Here is a 16,483-nt window from a genome sequence, read left to right on the forward strand (position 1 = left end):
AGCACCCCGAGCTGGAACGCGCTGCGGCCCAAGGTGCCAAGCGTGCCGAGCCACGTCACAACCTCGGCGCCGCCGACCTTGCGGCTGTCGTCCACCTCGGTTCCATCCAGTGCGAGGTGCCCGACGCTGCCCAGGCCGGTGGTTTCCAGTGCGGTCACGGTGACGCCCGGGTCGTCGGCGGCGACCAGGAAAACCGCAGTGCCGGAATCTGTTTCAGCGGGAACCAGGAACGCGTCGGCCACCGGTCCGAAGCCGACCTGGGTACGGGTACCGGTCAGCCGGTAGCCGGCGCCGGAGCCGGCCGCCCGCACCGGGCCCTCGCCCATTTCGCCGTCGAGGGCGACGGTCAGGGTCTTGTCGCCGTTGACCGCCGGAACGCCCCAGCTTTGTTGCAGCTCTTCGGAACCGAATCGGGCCAGCGCGCCGGCGCCCAGTACCACGGATTCCAGATACGGCACCGCGGCCAGCTGGTGGCCCAGCGCAACCAAGATCGCGATCTGCTCGAGCGCACCGAAGCCGTCCCCGCCCAGCGATGACGCCGACGCGCTGGACAGGATGCCGGCGTCGACCAGTTTTCGCCACAGGTCGCGGTCGAAGCGCTGATCGAGCCCGTCGAGCTCACGCTGGTGTTCGGGGGTGCATATCGAGTCCACGATGGTGTCGACCAGGTTGCCGAGGTCGTGCGCCGCTTCGGTGGTGGTGAAATCCATGAACGTCCGTCCTTCTAATGAGTAGCGGCTCAGCGGTTTCGGGGCAGGCCCAGGGCGACCATGCCGATGATGTCGCGCTGCACTTCGTTGGTGCCGCCGCCGAAGGTCAGGATCAGGCAGGCCCGGTGCATCCGCTCGACGCGGCCGCGCAGCAACGAGCCCGGCGAATTCTGCCGCACTGTCGCCGCGGTACCCAGCACTTCCATCAGCAGCCGGTAGGCCTCGGTAGCCAGCTCGGTGCCGTACACCTTGGCCGCCGACGCATCCGCGGGTGACAGGGCTTCGGTTGCCGCCGAGGCCAGTTCCCAGTTGATCAGCTTGAGAACTTCGGCTTTGGCGTGCACCCGGGCCAGGTTGATCTGCACCCACTCCGAGTCGATCAACCGTGCCCCACCGGCGTCCTTGGTGTTTTGCGCCCATTCGCGAACCTCGCGCAGGGCCAAAAAGATCGGCTGCGGTGAGACGAGCGCGACCCGCTCGTGGTTGAGCTGGTTGGTCACCAGCTTCCAGCCGCCGTTCTCCTCGCCGATCAGGTTGGTCACCGGAACGCGCACGTCGGAGTAGTAGGTGGCGCTGGTGTCCACACCGGCCATGGTGTGCACCGGCGTCCAGGAGAAACCTTCGGCGGTCGTCGGCACGGTCAGCATCGAGATGCCGCGGTGCTTTTTGGCCTCGGGGTTGGTGCGCACCGCCAGCCACACCCAGTCCGCATAGGCGATCAGGCTGGTCCACATCTTTTGGCCGTTGATCACGTAGTCGTCGCCGTCGCGCACCGCGGTGGTGCGCAGATTGGCCAGGTCGGTGCCCGCGCCGGGCTCGGAGTAGCCGATGGAGAAGTGCAATTCGCCGGCCGCGATCTTCGGCAGGAAGAACTTCTTCTGCTCCTCGGTGCCGAACGCCATGATGGTCGGCGCCACGCTGTTGATCGTCAGGAACGGCACCGGTACGCCCGCGATGGCGGCCTCGTCGGTGAAGATCAGCGAGTCCATCGGGGAGCGGTCCTGGCCGCCGTACTCCTCGGGCCAGTTCAGGGTGAGCCACCCGTCCTTGCCCATCTGCGCGACGGTGTCGCGATAGGCGGTGCCAGTCCCGACCTCGCCGCCGCCCGACGAGGTCAACGCCTCGCGACGCTCGGGGGTCATCAGGTTGGTGAAGTACGACCGCAGCTCGCGACGCAGCTCCTCTTGTTCCGGGGTGTAACTGATGCGCATTTCGGCCGTCCTTGAAAGTTAACGACGTTCGGAGTAACCAGCCTCGTCACAGTCTGCAGCTCGACCAACGGCTACCCGTTCGTCTTCCCGGTTGTAACACGTTCTAGTCTGGGAATCCAGCGACCGTTTCCACAGCGGTGTCAGGGCCTTATGGTGGACCTACATACTGATGAGGAGAGTCCTGCGGTGAAGGGCCAGGTTCAAGGAGGATGCTGTGCGGGTGATCGTGGACCGTGACCGGTGTGAAGGCAATGCAGTGTGCTTGGGAATCGCCCCAGATATCTTCGACCTGGACGACGAAGACTACGCCGTGGTGAAGCTTGATCCGATTCCCGCCGAACAGGAACAGTTGGCCGAGCAGGCAATCGCCGAGTGCCCGCGCGCCGCGCTCAGCCGCGGCGACTGACCCAGCCCACAGCGCGTCAACTAAAACTAGAGGTATTCATAAATTGACTAGCAGCACGAACGCGACCGATCTCTCCGGAAAGGTCGCGGTGGTCACCGGTGCGGCCGCGGGCCTGGGACGCGCTGAGGCGCTCGGCCTGGCCCACCAGGGCGCAACCGTCGTCGTCAACGACATCGCCGCCGCCTTGGATGCCTCCGACGTCATCGATGAAATCAACTCCGCCGGTTCCAAGGCCGTTGCCGTGGCGGGCGACATCAGCGAACGCGCCACCGCCGACGAACTGGTTGCTCAGGCCGACTCTCTGGGTGGGCTCGACATCGTGATCAACAACGCCGGGATCACCCGCGACCGGATGCTGTTCAACATGTCCGACGAGGAGTGGGATCTCGTCATCGCCGTGCACCTGCGCGGTCACTTCCTGCTGACCCGCAACGCGGCCGCCTACTGGCGCACCAAGGCCAAGGACGCCGGCGGCCAGATCTTCGGACGCATCGTCAACACCGCGTCGGAGGCCGGCCTGGTCGGCCCGGTCGGGCAGGCGAACTACGGCGCCGCCAAGGCGGGCATCATCTCGCTCACCCTGACGGCGGCCCGGGCGCTGGGCCGCTACGGGGTCTGCGCCAACGCCATCTGTCCCCGCGCGCGCACCGCGATGACGGCCGGCGTCTTCGGCGACGCACCGGAGGTCGACGCGGGCGGCGTCGACCCGTTGTCGCCCGACCATGTCGTCAGTCTGGTCAAGTTTCTGTCCTCGCCGGCAGCCGCCGAGGTGAACGGTCAGGTGTTCATCGTCTACGGTCCACAGGTGACATTGGTCGCTGCGCCCACCGTAGAGCGCAAATTCAGCGCCGACGGTGCCGCTTGGGACCCTGAACAACTGAGCTCGACGCTTCAGGATTACTTTGCTGGCCGTGATCCTGAGCACAATTTTTCGGCCGGCGCACTAATGGAGCAATAGCCGCAAACGGCTGGCTGATCGGGGGAAATCGCCAGGTAGAACGTGTGTCAGTTTTCCACGTGACAAGTGCTTCTGACCTGCCAATTAACGGTTTGGATAACGAAGTGCTGTTCATTGACATGGTGAAGTTGTTCTGGGTTAATATGATCCGGCTCACAGCGAGCCGCGTGCGACCGTAGACGATGCAAAGGCCAGACATAGACTTCGCCGAGACCAAACCGAGGGGGGAACCGCGTTGAGGGAGCAACTTGCGGTCCCCGCCCGCGCCGTCGGCGGATTTTTCGAGATGATGATGGACACCGGCCGGGCGGCGTTTCGCCGGCCGTTTCAATTCGGTGAATTTCTCGATCAGACGTGGATGATCGCGCGCGTCTCGCTGGTCCCGACGCTGCTGGTGTCCATACCGTTCACGGTGCTGGTGGCCTTCACTCTCAACATCCTGCTGCACGAGATCGGCGCCGCTGACCTGTCCGGCGCCGGCACGGCCTTCGGCACCATTACTCAGCTGGGTCCAGTGGTGACCGTGCTCGTCGTGGCCGGCGCGGGCGCCACCGCGATCTGCGCCGACCTCGGCGCCCGCACCATCCGCGAGGAGATCGACGCGATGCGGGTGCTCGGCATCGACCCGATCCAGCGGCTCGTGGTGCCGCGCGTGCTGGCATCCACCGTGGTGGCCCTGCTGCTCAATGGATTGGTATGCGCCATCGGTCTTTCCGGCGGTTACGTCTTCTCCGTGTTTCTGCAAGGGGTGAACCCCGGCGCGTTCATCAACGGGCTAACCGTGCTGACCGGGCTGCGCGAGCTGGTTCTGGCCGAGGTCAAAGCGCTGCTGTTCGGCGTGATGGCCGGCATGGTGGGCTGCTACCGCGGCCTGACCGTCAAGGGCGGCCCCAAGGGCGTCGGTAACGCGGTCAACGAGACCGTCGTCTACGCCTTCATCTGCCTGTTCGTGATCAACGTGGTGATGACGGCCATCGGCGTGCGAATCTCGGCGAAGTGATGGGACGGGTGAGCACGCGATGAGTTACGACGCCACGCTGCGATTTCGAAGGCTCGTTTCCCGGCTGCAGGAGCCGGTCGACGACTTCGGCGAACAAGCGCTGTTCTACGGGCAGACCATGCGCTACGTCCCCAACGCGCTCACCCGCTACCACAAGGAGACGGTTCGCCTGATCGCCGAGATGACGATGGGCGCGGGCGCTCTCGTCATGATCGGCGGCACGGTCGGTGTGGCGGCGTTCCTTACCCTGGCCTCCGGCGGTGTCATTGCCGTGCAGGGGTATTCGTCGCTGGGCAACATCGGTATCGAGGCGCTGACCGGGTTCTTGTCGGCATTTTTGAACGTCCGGGTTGTCGCGCCGGTGATCGCGGGTATCGCGCTGGCGGCCACCATTGGCGCCGGCGCCACCGCCCAACTGGGGGCTATGCGGGTATCCGAGGAGATCGACGCCGTCGAATGCATGGCGGTGCACTCGGTGTCCTACCTGGTATCAACCCGCCTGATCGCCGGCCTGATCGCGATCATCCCGCTGTACTCGCTGTCGGTGCTGGCCGCCTTCTTCGCCGCCCGGTTCACCACGGTGTACATCAACGGGCAGTCAAAAGGCCTCTACGACCACTACTTCAATACATTTTTGATTCCGTCGGACCTTTTGTGGTCGTTCCTGCAGGCCATTGTGATGTCCATCGCGGTGATGCTGGTTCACACCTATTACGGCTACAACGCCCACGGCGGTCCGGTCGGCGTTGGCATCGCGGTGGGGCAGGCCGTGCGGACCTCGCTGATCGTCGTGGTCGTCATCACCCTGTTCATCTCGCTCGCTGTCTACGGGGCGTCCGGTAACTTCAACCTCTCCGGATAAGAGGACCGCTTAAAAGGGACATGGCAGACACAGGATCGCGACGCACCACCGTCCGGCTGGCAGCAGCAGTGCTTGCCAGCCTGCTGGTGGCTTCCGCTGTGCTGACTTACCTTTTCTACACAGCGGCCTTTGCGCCGATCGACAACGTCACGGTGTCGGCGCCCCGGGCCGGGCTGGTGATGGAGGAGGGCGCCAAGGTCAAGTACCGGGGTATCCAGATCGGCAAAGTCGAAACCATCGACTATTCCGGCGACCAAGCGCGACTGACACTCGGCATCAACAGCGACGCCATGCATTTCATCCCGTCCAACGCGACGGTGCACATCGCGGGTAACACCATCTTCGGCGCCAAGGCCGTGGAATTCATTACCCCCCAAGCGCCTTCGCCAACGTCTCTGCGTCCGAATGCCCATGTCGCGGCGTCTTCGGTGCAGCTGGAAGTCAACACCTTGTTCCAGTCGTTGATCGACCTGCTGCACAAGGTCGATCCCGTCGAACTCAACGGGACCCTGAGCGCCTTCGCGGAGGGGCTGCGCGGCCACGGCGACGACCTGGGCGGCATCCTGACCGGCTTGAACACGCTGACGCGCCAGGCAAACCCGAAGCTGCCGGCGCTGCAGGAGGACTTCCGCAAGGCCGCGGTGGTTGCCAACACCTACGCCGACGCCGCCCCGGACCTGACCACCGTGATCGCCAACCTGCCGACGATCAACAAGACCGTCGTAGACCAGCAGAATAACCTCAACGACACGCTGCTGGCCACGATCGGCCTGTCCAACAACGCCTATGACACGCTGGCGCCAGCCGAGCAGGACTTCATCGCCACCATCAACCGGCTACGGGCCCCGCTCAAGGTGGCCGCCGACTACTCACCGGAATTCGGCTGCCTGTTCGCCGGTATCGAGCGCGGTATCAAGGAATTCGCGCCGCTGCTCGGTGTCCGCAAGGCCGGTTTGTTCACGTCGTCGAGCTTCGTGCTGGGCGCGCCGTCCTACACCTATCCGGAGTCGCTGCCGATCGTCAACGCCTCCGGCGGCCCAAACTGTCGCGGGTTGCCCGACATTCCGACCAAGCAGACCGGCGGTTCGTTCTACCGGGCGCCGTTCCTGGTGACCGACAACGCCAACATCCCGTACGAGCCGTTCACCGAACTGCAGTTCGACGCACCCTCCACGTTGCAATTCTTGTTCCACGGCGCCTTCGCGGAACGGGACGACTTCTGATGGAAAGCTCCGGGATGCCGTCGCACCGCGAGATGATGATCAAGGTCAGCATCTTCGCCGTGGCCATGGTGTTGGTGTCGGCGGCGCTGGTGGTGGTCTTCGGCGACTTCCGGTTCGGTCCCGAAAGCACTTACCACGCAACGTTTACCGACGTATCACGGCTGAAGTCCGGCCAGAAGGTGCGCATCGCCGGGGTGCCGGTCGGTGCGGTGTCCGGCATCAAGCTCAACCCCGACAACACCATCGACGTGAAGTTCGGAGTCGACAGGCGCTATACGCTCTATTCCTCCACGCGCGCGGTGATCCGCTACGAAAACCTGGTCGGCGACCGCTATTTGGAGATCACGTCGGGCCCCGGAGAGCTGCGAAAGCTACCGGCCGGCGCGACGATTAACAGCCAACACACCCAGCCCGCATTGGACCTCGATGCCCTGTTGGGCGGGCTGCGACCGGTACTCAAGGGTCTTGACGCCGACAAGGTCAACACCATCAGCAGCGCGGTCATCCAATTGCTGCAGGGCCAGGGCGGGGCGTTGTCGAACGTGCTGGCCGACACCAGCGCGTTCTCCTCCGCGCTGGGCCAGCGTGACCAGCTCATCGGCGACGTGATCAACAACCTCAACACGGTGCTGACCACCGTGGACCAACGCAGCGCACAATTCTCGGCCAGCGTCGACCAGTTGCAGCAACTCATCACCGGGCTGGCCGAGCACAAAGACGACATCGCGGGCGCCATCCCGCCGCTGGCGTCAACGACGACGGATTTGACGCAGCTACTGAAGAATTCGCGGCGGCCGCTGCAGGGCGTCCTGGAGAACACCCGCCCGCTGGCCACCGAGCTGGACAACCGCAAGGCCGAGGTGAACAACGACGTCGAGCAGCTCGGCGAGGACTATCTGCGGCTGGCCGCCCTGGGTGCCTACGGGTCGTTCTTCAACATTTACTTCTGTTCCGTGACGATCAAGATCAACGGCCCGGCCGGTAGCGACATCCTGCTGCCGCTCGGTGGCCAGGTGGATCCCAGCAAGGGGAGGTGCTCTTTTGCCAAGTAACGCAAGGCGTGAGCGCGATCCACTGCGCACCGGCATCTTCGGCGTGGTCCTGGTGGTGTGCGTCGTGCTCATTGCGTTCGGCTACGCCGGATTACCGTTCTGGCCGCAGGGCAAGATCTACGACGCCTACTTCACCGACGCCGGCGGCATCAATCCCGGCAACGCCGTATACGTTTCGGGTTTCAAGGTCGGTAAGGTGACTTCGGTGGGGCTGGCCGGCGACAGCGCCAAGATCAGCTTCAGCGTCGACCGCCATGTCGCGGTCGGCGACCAGTCGCTGGCCGCGATCCGCACCGACACCATCCTCGGTGAGCGCTCCATCTCGGTGACGCCGGCCGGCGGCGGTAAGGCCACCACCATTCCGCTCAGCCGTACGACGACGCCGTATACCCTCGCCGGCGCGCTCGAGGATCTGGGTCAGAACGCCAACAACCTGGACAAGCCGCAGTTCGAGAAGGCGTTGAACGTGCTGACCGACACGCTGCATGACGCCAACCCGGAGTTGCGCGGTGCGCTGGACGGCGTGACGTCGCTGTCTCGCACTCTGGACCGCCGCGATGAGGCGCTGCAAAGCCTTCTGGCGCACGCGAAGTCGGTCACCGGTGTGTTGTCCCAGCGTGCCGAACAGGTGAACAAACTCGTCGACGACGGTGACGAGTTATTCGCCGCTCTGGACGAACGGCGCGGCGCCCTGGCCCAGCTGATCTCCGGGATCCAGGATCTGTCCACGCAGATCTCCGGCTTCGTCGCCGACAACCGCAAGGAATTCGGTCCGGCGCTGAACAAGCTCAACGATGTGCTGTCCAACCTCAATGAGCGCCGCGACTACATCAGCGAGGCCCTCAAGCGGCTGCCCACCTACGCCACCGAGTTGGGCGAGGTGGTCGGTTCTGGCCCCGGATTCAACGTCAACGTCTACGGCGTTATCCCGGCGCCACTGCTGGCCACCATGTTCGACTTCTTCTATCAGCCCGGCAAGTTGCCTGCCAGCCTCGCGGACTACCTGCGCGGCTTGATCCAGGAACGCTGGGTGATCAGGCCGAAGTCACCGTGATGCAGCGGATCATCCGCAGCCGGGGGCTGCGCTACGCCACCATCATCGCGCTGGTCGCGGTGCTGGTGGGTGGCGTATATGTGCTTTCGTCGCAGGCGAAAAACCGCAAGATCATCGGCTACTTCACCTCTGCGGTCGGCCTGTATCCCGGTGATCAGGTGCGCGTCCTCGGTGTTCCGGTCGGCACCATCGACACAATCCAACCGCGGCCATCCGACGTGAAGATCACCATGTCGGTGTCCGAGGACGTGAAGATCCCGCAGGACGCCAAGGCCATCATCATGTCGCCGAATCTGGTGGCGGCCAGGTTCATCCAGTTGACCCCGGCCTATACCAGCGGGCCCGCAATGGCCGACGGCGCCAGCATCGGCCTGGGCCGTACCGCGGTCCCGGTGGAGTGGGACGAGGTCAAAGAGTCGCTGACCAAGCTGGCCGTGCAGCTCGGCCCGACGGCCGGATCCATGCAGGGACCGTTGGGTGCGGCGATCAACCAGGCCGCCGACACCTTCGACGGCAAGGGTCAGTCGTTCCACAGCGCGTTGCGTGAGCTCTCGCAAGCCGCTGGGCGGCTGGGGGATTCGCGTGGCGACATCTTCGGCACGGTGAAGAATCTGCAGGTGCTGGTCAACGCGCTTTCGTCCAGTAACGAGCAGATCGTCCAATTCGCCGGAAACGTCGCGTCGGTGTCGCAGGTGCTCGCCGACAGCTCGCGCCATCTAGACACCACCCTGGGGACCCTCAACAAAGCGCTGTCGGACATCCGTGGCTTCCTGCACGAGAACAACTCGACGATCGTCGATACGGTCAACAACCTCAACGATTTCGCGAAGACGTTGAGCGACCAGAGCGACAACATCGAGCAGGTGCTGCACGTCGCGGGCCCCGGTATTGCCAACTTCTACAACATCTACGACCCCGCACAGGGCACGCTCAACGGGCTGCTGTCGATACCGGAATTCGCCAACCCCGTGCAGTTCATCTGCGGTGGGTCTTTTGAAACCGCGGGCGGACCCAGGGCACCGGACTACTTCAAGCGCGCCGAGCTCTGCCGGGAGCGGCTGGGACCGGTGTTGCGCCGGCTCACCGTCAACTACCCGCCGCTGATGTTCCACCCGCTCAACACGATTACGGCGTACAAGGGCCAGATCATCTACGACACCCCGGAAACCCAGGCCAAGTCGGCGACTCCGGTGCCGCAGCTGACCTGGATCCCGGCCAAGGGCGCTCAGACGCCGGCCGCGCAGAACCCGGCGGACCTGCAGGCCCTGCTGGTCCCGACGGCCCCGCAGGCCGGTCCGGCACCCGGCCCGGCTCCTGCCGGTGCTCCAGCGCCGGGTCCTGGATCCGGTCCCGGTCCGGCAAGTGCCTACGGCCCGCTGCCGGGCCCGCCTCCGGGCCAGCCGCCCGGCGGGCTGACAGCCGACTTGGGCGGTGGCGGATGAACCGAATGTGGTTGCGCGCCGGTGGATTAGCCACCGGAGGCATGCTGCTGGCCGGCTGCCAGTTCAACGGGCTGAACTCCTTGGCCATGCCGGGCACCGCCGGTCACGGCAGTGGCGCATACTCGATCACCGTCGAGTTGCCCGACGTGGCGACATTGCCGCAGAACTCGCCGGTCATGGTCGATGACGTCACCGTGGGCAGTGTCGCCGGTATTTCGGCCGAACAGCGGGCCGACGGATCGTTCTATGCGGCAGTGAAATTGGCGCTGGACAAAAACGTGGTGCTGCCCGCCAACTCGACCGCGACGGTCGCCCAGACTTCGCTGCTCGGTTCCATGCACATCGACTTGGCTCGCCCGAAGGGCAAGCTGGCCGTCGGCAAGCTGAAGGACGGGTCGAAGATCGCGGAGGCCAACACCGGTCGCTATCCCACCACCGAAGAGGTGCTCTCGGCGCTCGGTGTGGTGGTGAACAAGGGCAATGTCGGTGCCCTCGAAGAGATCACCGACGAGACCTACCGGGCGGTCGCCGGCCGGCAAGACCAGTTCGTCGACCTGGTTCCCAGGCTGGCGGAACTGACGTCGGGACTGAATCGTCAGGTCAACGACATCATCGACGCGGTCGACGGGCTGAACCGATTCTCGGCCAGCCTGGCGCACGACAAGGACAACCTGGGCCGGGCGCTGGACACGCTGCCCGAAGCGATTCGGGTGCTGAACAAGAATCGCGGCCACATCGTCGAGGCCTTCGCTGCGCTGCACAAACTGGCCAATGTCACCTCCAACATCCTGGCAAAGACCAAGGTGGACTTCGCCGCCGACCTGAAGGACCTGTACTCGGTGGTGAAGACCCTCAACGACAACCGCAAAAACTTCGTCACCTCCCTGCAGCTGTTGCTGACGTTCCCGTTCCCCAACTTCGGTATCAAGCAGGCGGTGCGTGGCGACTACCTCAACGTGTTCACCACCTTCGACCTGACTCTGCGCCGCCTCGGTGAAACGTTCTTCACCACAGCGTATTTCGACCCGAACATGGCCCACATGAACGAGATCCTCAACCCACCCGACTTCTTGACCGGCGAGATGGCCAACTTGTCCGGACAGGCCGCGGACCCGTTCAAGATCCCGCCCGGCACGGCTTCAGGACAGTAGGGGGCGGGCGCCGATGCATGACAGACTGACCAAGATCCAGTTGGCGATCTTCGCCGTGATCACAGCCATCACCTTGACCGTGATGGCGATCTTCTACCTGCGGCTGCCCGCGACGTTCGGGATCGGAACCTACGGCGTGAGCGCCGATTTCGTTGCCGGTGGCGGGCTGTACAAGAACGCCAACGTCACCTACCGCGGCGTGGCCGTCGGCCGCGTCGAGTCGGTGGGCCTGAGCCCCAACGGCGTCATCGCCGACATGCGGCTCAACAGCGGCACGCCCATCCCGTCGAACGTCACCGCCACCGTCAAAAGCGTGTCGGCCGTCGGCGAGCAGTACATCGACCTGGTGCCGCCGAGCTCACCGGCAACTACCAAGTTGACCAACGGATCTCGCATCCAGCGGCAGAACACCCGGATCGGCCAGGACGTCGCGGACCTGTTGAAGCGCGCGGAGGCTTTGGTCAACAGCCTGGGCGATACCCGGCTGCGCGAGTTGTTGCACGAGACGTTCATCGCGGCCAATGGCTCCGGCCCCGAGCTGGCGCGACTCTTCGAGTCCGCTCGGCTGCTGGTGGACGAGGCCAACGCCAACTACCCGCAAGTCTCCCAGTTGATCGATCAGGCCGGTCCGTTCCTGCAGGCCCAGGTCCGCGCCGGCGGTGACATCAAGTCGCTGTCCGACGGGCTGGCGCGGTTCACCTCCGAGGTGCGTCAGGCCGACCCGCAGCTTCGCGACACTCTGGCGACCGCCCCGGGCGCCACCGACGAGGCCAGCACCGCGTTCTCCGGCATCCGTCCCTCGTTCCCGGCGCTGGCCGCCAGCCTGGCCAACCTGGGCCGGGTGGGTGTGATCTACCACAAGTCGATCGAGCAGCTGCTGGTCGTCTTACCGGCGCTGTTCGCTGCGATCACCACCGCTGCCGGCGGCGGCCCGCAAGACGAAGGCGCAAAGCTGGACTTCAAACTCGATCTCAACGACCCGCCGCCGTGCGCCGTCGGCTTCTTGCCGCCGCCGTTGATGCGCACCCCAGCCGATGAGACGGTGCGCGAGCTGCCGAGGGACATGTACTGCAAGACCGCGCAAAACGATCCCAGCACCGTGCGTGGCGCTCGTAACTACCCGTGCCAGGAGTTCCCCGGAAAACGTGCCCCGACGGTCCAGCTGTGTCGCGACCCGAACGGTTACGTACCGATCGGCCGCAACCCGTGGCGCGGCCCGCCGGTGCCCTATGACACTCCGATGACCAATGGGCTGAACGTGTTGCCGCCCAACCACTTCCCGTATATCCCGCCGGGCGCCGAGCCCGATCCCGGGACACCCATCGTCGGGCCGCCTCCGCCGGGTGTGGTGCCCGGACCGGGGCCTCTGCCTAACAAGCAGCCGGCCTACAATCCACCGCCGCCCAATGACAACGGGCCGCCACCGCCATTCACGTCATGGCAGCCGCCCGGGGTGCCGCCGGTGCCGCCCCAGCTTCCCTATCCGAAGTGGCTGCCGCCGCCGCCACCGCCGGAGGGCATCAACCCGCCGCCGGCAGGCCCGGGGCCGGAGAAGCCGTGGGGGCCGCCGCCCGGCGGGCAGCCGCAGGCCAGCGGCCCGGCCTACGCCACCTATGACGAGAAGACCGGCGCATTTGTCGATCCGGCCGGTGGCACTGGTATCTTCGCGGCCGGCGCCACCGGAACGTCCGGCGCCGAGAACTGGGTGGACCTGATGCTTGATCCAAGGCCGATGTAATGGACCCTGCCGTGGCAGACCAACCAACGACCACGTCGCGTGTTCGTCGACGAGCCTCCCGCGCGGCCGGTCCAGCTAAGGGCCAGCCGGCCCAGGACGTTACGGTCAGCACCGACGTTCCAGCCTCGCCCAAGCAGCCGGCGAAACCCGTCAAGGCACTCAAGTCCATCAAGCCACCGCCGCGGCGGCAGTCGCACCGCGCCCGGGTCGCCTGGATCTCGTTCGCCGCAGCACTGTTGGCGGTCGGGGCGGTGGCGGCTTGTGTGGCAGCGTTGCTCGTTCAGCAGCGCCATGCCACCGCGGCGCAGGCGCGCGACCAGCGTTTCGTCGACACCGCCACCCAGACGGTGGTCAACATGTTCAGCTACAAGCAGGACAACATCGACGAAAGCGTGAATCGGTTCGTCAATGGCACCAGCGGCCCACTGCGCGGCATGCTCGGCGCCAACAACAACGTCGAGAACCTCAAGGGTCTCTTCCGCTCCACCAATGCGACCTCGGAAGCCGTCGTCAACGGTGCCGCCCTGGAAGGCGTCGACGCCGTCACCGATAACGCATCGGTGCTGGTGTCGGTACGCGTCACAGTCGCCGACATCGACGGAGTCAACAAGCCGTCCATGCCCTATCGCTTGCGTGTCATCGTCCACGAGGATGACGCCGGGAAGATGACCGGCTACGACCTGAAATATCCAGACGGAGGCAATTGATGCGATGGCGGCGTTGGCTGCTGGTCGTCGCCGGTTACCTCCTGGCGGTGGCGTTCGTCGGGTTGTCCGCGGTGGCCGGGTGGATGTACTGGGACCGGGTGCAGACCCGCGGCGAGCAAGCGGCGCGGGCGGTGCTGCCCGGCCTGGCCGCTAAGGAGATTCCCGAAGTTTTCGCATACGACTACCAAACGGTCGAGCGGAGCCTGTCGGCTGCGTATCCGCTGTTGACCCCGGACTATCGCGCCGAGTTCCAAAAGAGCGCCAACAACCAGATCATCCCCGAAGCCAAGAAGCGCGAAGTCGTGGTGCAGGCCAACGTCGTTGGTGTGGGCGTCATGTCGGCCAAACGAGAATCGGCGTCGGTGATGGTCTTCATGAACCGGACGGTCACCGACAAGTCACGGCAGCCCCTGTATGACGGCAGCCGGTTGCGGGTGGACTTCAAAAAGATCGGCAAGCAGTGGCTGATCGCCTACATCACACCGATCTAGCCGCACCGGCAAGACGTCAGTAGCACATCGCAATGCCATTGCAGTACAACGGATAACGATTAATCGGGCTGGGCGGCGGCCCGGTCATCGCCAACGAGAACGGTTCTTTCTTCATTGCCGGCTGCAGCCCGCACACGGCACCGTGCAGCGTGGTGTGGGTGCCGCTCATCGTTTCGTCGCTGAACGCGAAGGTTTCGGTGGTGGGTGCGGTGCCACCGCCCGGGCATGCCACGCCGTCGGCCTTGTCGACCTTGAAAGTCCATAGCATGCTGGACATCCGGGCCCGGCCGCTGAAGTTCTGCAGTTTGTCCGCCGCACTGATCTGCTCGGGTGTCGAACTCACGATGTTCAGCGCGCAGTTCATCGCGAACACGATCGGGTCGTTGTAGTCGTTCATGTTCCGGGTGCCCGAGGGCTGGTCACATAGCGCCGAGATCGTCCAGGTCACCCCGGAGACGCCCGCCTCGTTGTAGCTGTAGGTGCCGTCCGCCGGTGGCCCGAGTGCCTTGGCCGGTTCACCGGATTGCAGCGCGATTCCCACCGCGACGGCCGTGAAGATGCCGGCACCGGCGGCCATCCCGTGACGGAGCTTCATGTGACTCCTCCCTTCACGCTGTTTTGAGTATCACAGCGTTTGGGCGCCAACACCATGGGGTCCCTTGCATGCGGGCTACTGGGCCTCGCCGCGTGGCGATTCGGCGAGCGCGTCGAGGAACGACCTGGCCCAGCGGTCGACATCGTGGGCGAGTACCTGACGGCGCAGCGACCGCATCCGCCGCCGTCCGTCTTCGACGGATTGGTTGAGCGCGGCCTCGATCATGTCCTTGACCCCTTCGAGGTCGTGCGGATTGACCAGGTACGCCTGCCTGAGTTCGGCTGCGGCGCCGGTGAATTCGGACAACACGAGCGCACCGCCCAGATCGCTGCGGCAGGCGACGTACTCCTTGGCGACCAGGTTCATCCCATCGCGCAGCGGAGTGACCAGCATGACGTCGGCGGCCACAAAGAACGCGATGAGTTCGTCGCGGGGAACCGGCCGGTGCAAGTAGTGCACCACGGGGTGCCCGACTTCGGCGTACTCGCCATTGATGTGGCCGACCTGGCGCTCGATGTCGTTGCGCAGCTGCTGATAACTGTCCACCCGTTCCCGGCTCGGTGTCGCCAGTTGCACCAGTACCGTGTCATCGCGCTTGACGCGGCCTTCCGCGAGCAGCTCCGAAAAGGCTTTCAGCCGAACGTCGATGCCCTTGGTGTAGTCGAGCCGGTCGACGCCGAGCAGCACCTTGCGGGGATTACCCAGCTCGGCGCGGATCTCCCGGGCACGTCGTTTTATGTCGCGGTGTCGGGCCGCCTGATCCAGTGCGGTGGAGTCGATGGAAATCGGGAAGGCGCCCACCCGGACGACGCGGGACTCCAGCTCGACTTCGCCGTACCGGGACCGCACGCCCACCGCACCGCGCGATGTGTTGACCCCGGTCAATCGGCGGGCAAGGAACAAGAAGTTCTGCGCACCGCCGGCCAGGTGGAACCCGACGAGATCGGCACCCAGCAGACCCTCGACGATCTCGGTCCGCCACGGCATCTGCATGAACAGCTCGACCGGCGGGAAAGGGATGTGCAGGAAGAACCCGATGACGAGATCGGGCCGCAATTCGCGCAGCATTTTGGGGACCAGCTGCAGCTGGTAGTCCTGCACCCACACCGTCGCGCCTTTCGCCGCGGCCCGTGAGGTGGCTTCGGCGAAGCGGCGGTTGACGTCGACGTAGCGCTCCCACCATTCACGGTGGTAGATCGGTTTGACGATGACGTCGTGATACAGCGGCCACAGCGTGGCGTTCGAGAAACCCTCGTAGTACTCGGCGACGTCGTCGGCGCTCAGCTTGACCGGCCGGAGCTCCAGGTCCTCCTGGACGATGGGCTCGTCATCATGGTCGGTGTCCTCGTCCACGACCCCGGGCCAGCCGACCCACGCACCACGGCGGCGGCGCAGCAGTGGCTCGAGGGCAGTGACCAACCCGCCGGGGCTGCGTTTCCACGCCGTGGTGCCGTCGGGGAGCCGCTCCTGGTCTACCGGCAGCCGGTTGGCAACTACGACGAAGTCGGAATTCCCGTATTTGGCTGCCTTCGGGCTGCGCCCTCCCCCAGGAGACATTTACGCGTCGAGTTTCGCCGGCCCAATACCCAGCATTGACAAGAACACCCGGCACTCGTCGGCGTCGGTGGCGTACGCCGCGACGACGCGCCTGGCCTGACTCGCAGTGCTGTCGGCCACGGGCTCGACATCGCCGATTTCGCCAGGGTCAGATTTTGTAGGCATGACTTAACTGTAAGCGACGCGCGCGACCGGCCCCAGTCCGTCTCACCAGCTAACAGCCTCTAGCCGTATTTATGGCTGGTTTGCAGGGGCGCGCCGCGCCGCTCGCGAAGACACGGCCACCCGTCCACGAGTGATGCAGGATAACCAGGTGGCCGATGAGG

Annotated in this window: 17 protein-coding genes; 12 read left to right on the forward strand and 5 right to left on the reverse strand. The window is 65.1% G+C overall.

Annotation, left to right across the window (positions count from 1 at the left end; translation table 11 throughout):
• Both A5625_RS03210 and A5625_RS03215 read right to left on the reverse strand, forming a co-directional pair.
• Positions 1–710 (reverse strand): acyl-CoA dehydrogenase family protein (locus tag A5625_RS03210; RefSeq protein ID WP_197515946.1); only part of this gene is annotated, 710 nt, incomplete at its 3' end.
• 29 nt (positions 711–739) lie between these two features.
• Positions 740–1,921 (reverse strand): acyl-CoA dehydrogenase, encoded by a 1,182-nt coding sequence (locus A5625_RS03215; protein WP_066988984.1) that lies wholly within the window; start codon positions 1,919–1,921, stop codon positions 740–742.
• A gap of 214 nt (positions 1,922–2,135) precedes the next feature.
• Between A5625_RS03215 and A5625_RS03220 the strand changes: the two genes are divergently transcribed.
• From A5625_RS03220 to A5625_RS03275, 12 genes are all read left to right on the forward strand, one after another.
• Positions 2,136–2,327, forward strand: coding sequence for a ferredoxin (locus tag A5625_RS03220; RefSeq protein ID WP_066988986.1), 192 nt, complete (start codon positions 2,136–2,138; stop codon positions 2,325–2,327).
• 43 nt (positions 2,328–2,370) lie between these two features.
• A complete protein-coding gene (locus A5625_RS03225; RefSeq protein ID WP_066988988.1) occupies positions 2,371–3,285 on the forward strand; it encodes a 3-oxoacyl-ACP reductase in 915 nt (304 codons plus the stop codon).
• Between the two features lie 235 nt (positions 3,286–3,520).
• Complete coding sequence (locus A5625_RS03230; protein WP_066988990.1) at positions 3,521–4,285, forward strand: ABC transporter permease; 765 nt, start codon at positions 3,521–3,523, stop codon at positions 4,283–4,285.
• A gap of 19 nt (positions 4,286–4,304) precedes the next feature.
• Positions 4,305–5,147: an ABC transporter permease gene (locus A5625_RS03235; protein ID WP_066988992.1), complete on the forward strand. Its 843-nt coding sequence runs from the start codon at positions 4,305–4,307 to the stop codon at positions 5,145–5,147.
• Between the two features lie 20 nt (positions 5,148–5,167).
• Positions 5,168–6,370, forward strand: coding sequence for an MCE family protein (locus A5625_RS03240; protein ID WP_066988994.1), 1,203 nt, complete (start codon positions 5,168–5,170; stop codon positions 6,368–6,370).
• Complete coding sequence (locus A5625_RS03245) at positions 6,370–7,422, forward strand: MCE family protein (RefSeq protein ID WP_066988996.1); 1,053 nt, start codon at positions 6,370–6,372, stop codon at positions 7,420–7,422. Before A5625_RS03240 ends, A5625_RS03245 begins: the two co-directional genes overlap by 1 nt.
• Positions 7,412–8,476, forward strand: coding sequence for a virulence factor Mce family protein (locus tag A5625_RS03250; RefSeq protein WP_066988998.1), 1,065 nt, complete (start codon positions 7,412–7,414; stop codon positions 8,474–8,476). The genes A5625_RS03245 and A5625_RS03250 overlap by 11 nt, the downstream gene beginning before the upstream one ends.
• Complete coding sequence (locus tag A5625_RS03255) at positions 8,476–9,918, forward strand: virulence factor Mce family protein (RefSeq protein WP_156747891.1); 1,443 nt, start codon at positions 8,476–8,478, stop codon at positions 9,916–9,918. The genes A5625_RS03250 and A5625_RS03255 overlap by 1 nt, the downstream gene beginning before the upstream one ends.
• Positions 9,915–11,069: an MCE family protein gene (locus A5625_RS03260; RefSeq protein WP_066989002.1), complete on the forward strand. Its 1,155-nt coding sequence runs from the start codon at positions 9,915–9,917 to the stop codon at positions 11,067–11,069. Before A5625_RS03255 ends, A5625_RS03260 begins: the two co-directional genes overlap by 4 nt.
• 13 nt (positions 11,070–11,082) lie before the next feature.
• Entirely contained in the window at positions 11,083–12,807 is a 1,725-nt protein-coding gene (locus A5625_RS03265) for a virulence factor Mce family protein (protein ID WP_066989004.1), read from the forward strand.
• Positions 12,807–13,514 carry a mammalian cell entry protein gene (locus A5625_RS03270; RefSeq protein ID WP_066989006.1) on the forward strand — a complete coding sequence of 236 codons (708 nt, stop codon included), beginning with the start codon at positions 12,807–12,809 and terminating at the stop codon, positions 13,512–13,514. The genes A5625_RS03265 and A5625_RS03270 overlap by 1 nt, the downstream gene beginning before the upstream one ends.
• Positions 13,514–14,005, forward strand: coding sequence for a mammalian cell entry protein (locus A5625_RS03275; RefSeq protein WP_066989009.1), 492 nt, complete (start codon positions 13,514–13,516; stop codon positions 14,003–14,005). The genes A5625_RS03270 and A5625_RS03275 overlap by 1 nt, the downstream gene beginning before the upstream one ends.
• A gap of 16 nt (positions 14,006–14,021) precedes the next feature.
• Here A5625_RS03275 and A5625_RS03280 read toward each other — a convergent pair whose 3' ends face one another.
• The 3 genes from A5625_RS03280 to A5625_RS28920 all read right to left on the reverse strand — a co-directional run bounded on the left by A5625_RS03280 (position 14,022) and on the right by A5625_RS28920 (position 16,322).
• Positions 14,022–14,600, reverse strand: a complete 579-nt coding sequence (locus tag A5625_RS03280; RefSeq protein ID WP_066989010.1) for a hypothetical protein — start codon at positions 14,598–14,600, stop codon at positions 14,022–14,024.
• Positions 14,601–14,675: 75 nt separating this feature from the next.
• On the reverse strand, positions 14,676–16,157 hold the full coding sequence (locus A5625_RS03285; protein WP_066989012.1) for a trehalose-6-phosphate synthase: 1,482 nt from the start codon (positions 16,155–16,157) through the stop codon (positions 14,676–14,678).
• Positions 16,158–16,322, reverse strand: a complete 165-nt coding sequence (locus A5625_RS28920) for a hypothetical protein (RefSeq protein ID WP_095576472.1) — start codon at positions 16,320–16,322, stop codon at positions 16,158–16,160. It lies immediately after the preceding gene.
• Positions 16,323–16,483 lie beyond the last annotated feature (161 nt).

It is taken from the genome of Mycobacterium sp. 1465703.0 (genome assembly GCF_001672975.1).
Lineage (GTDB): Bacteria > Actinomycetota > Actinomycetes > Mycobacteriales > Mycobacteriaceae > Mycobacterium.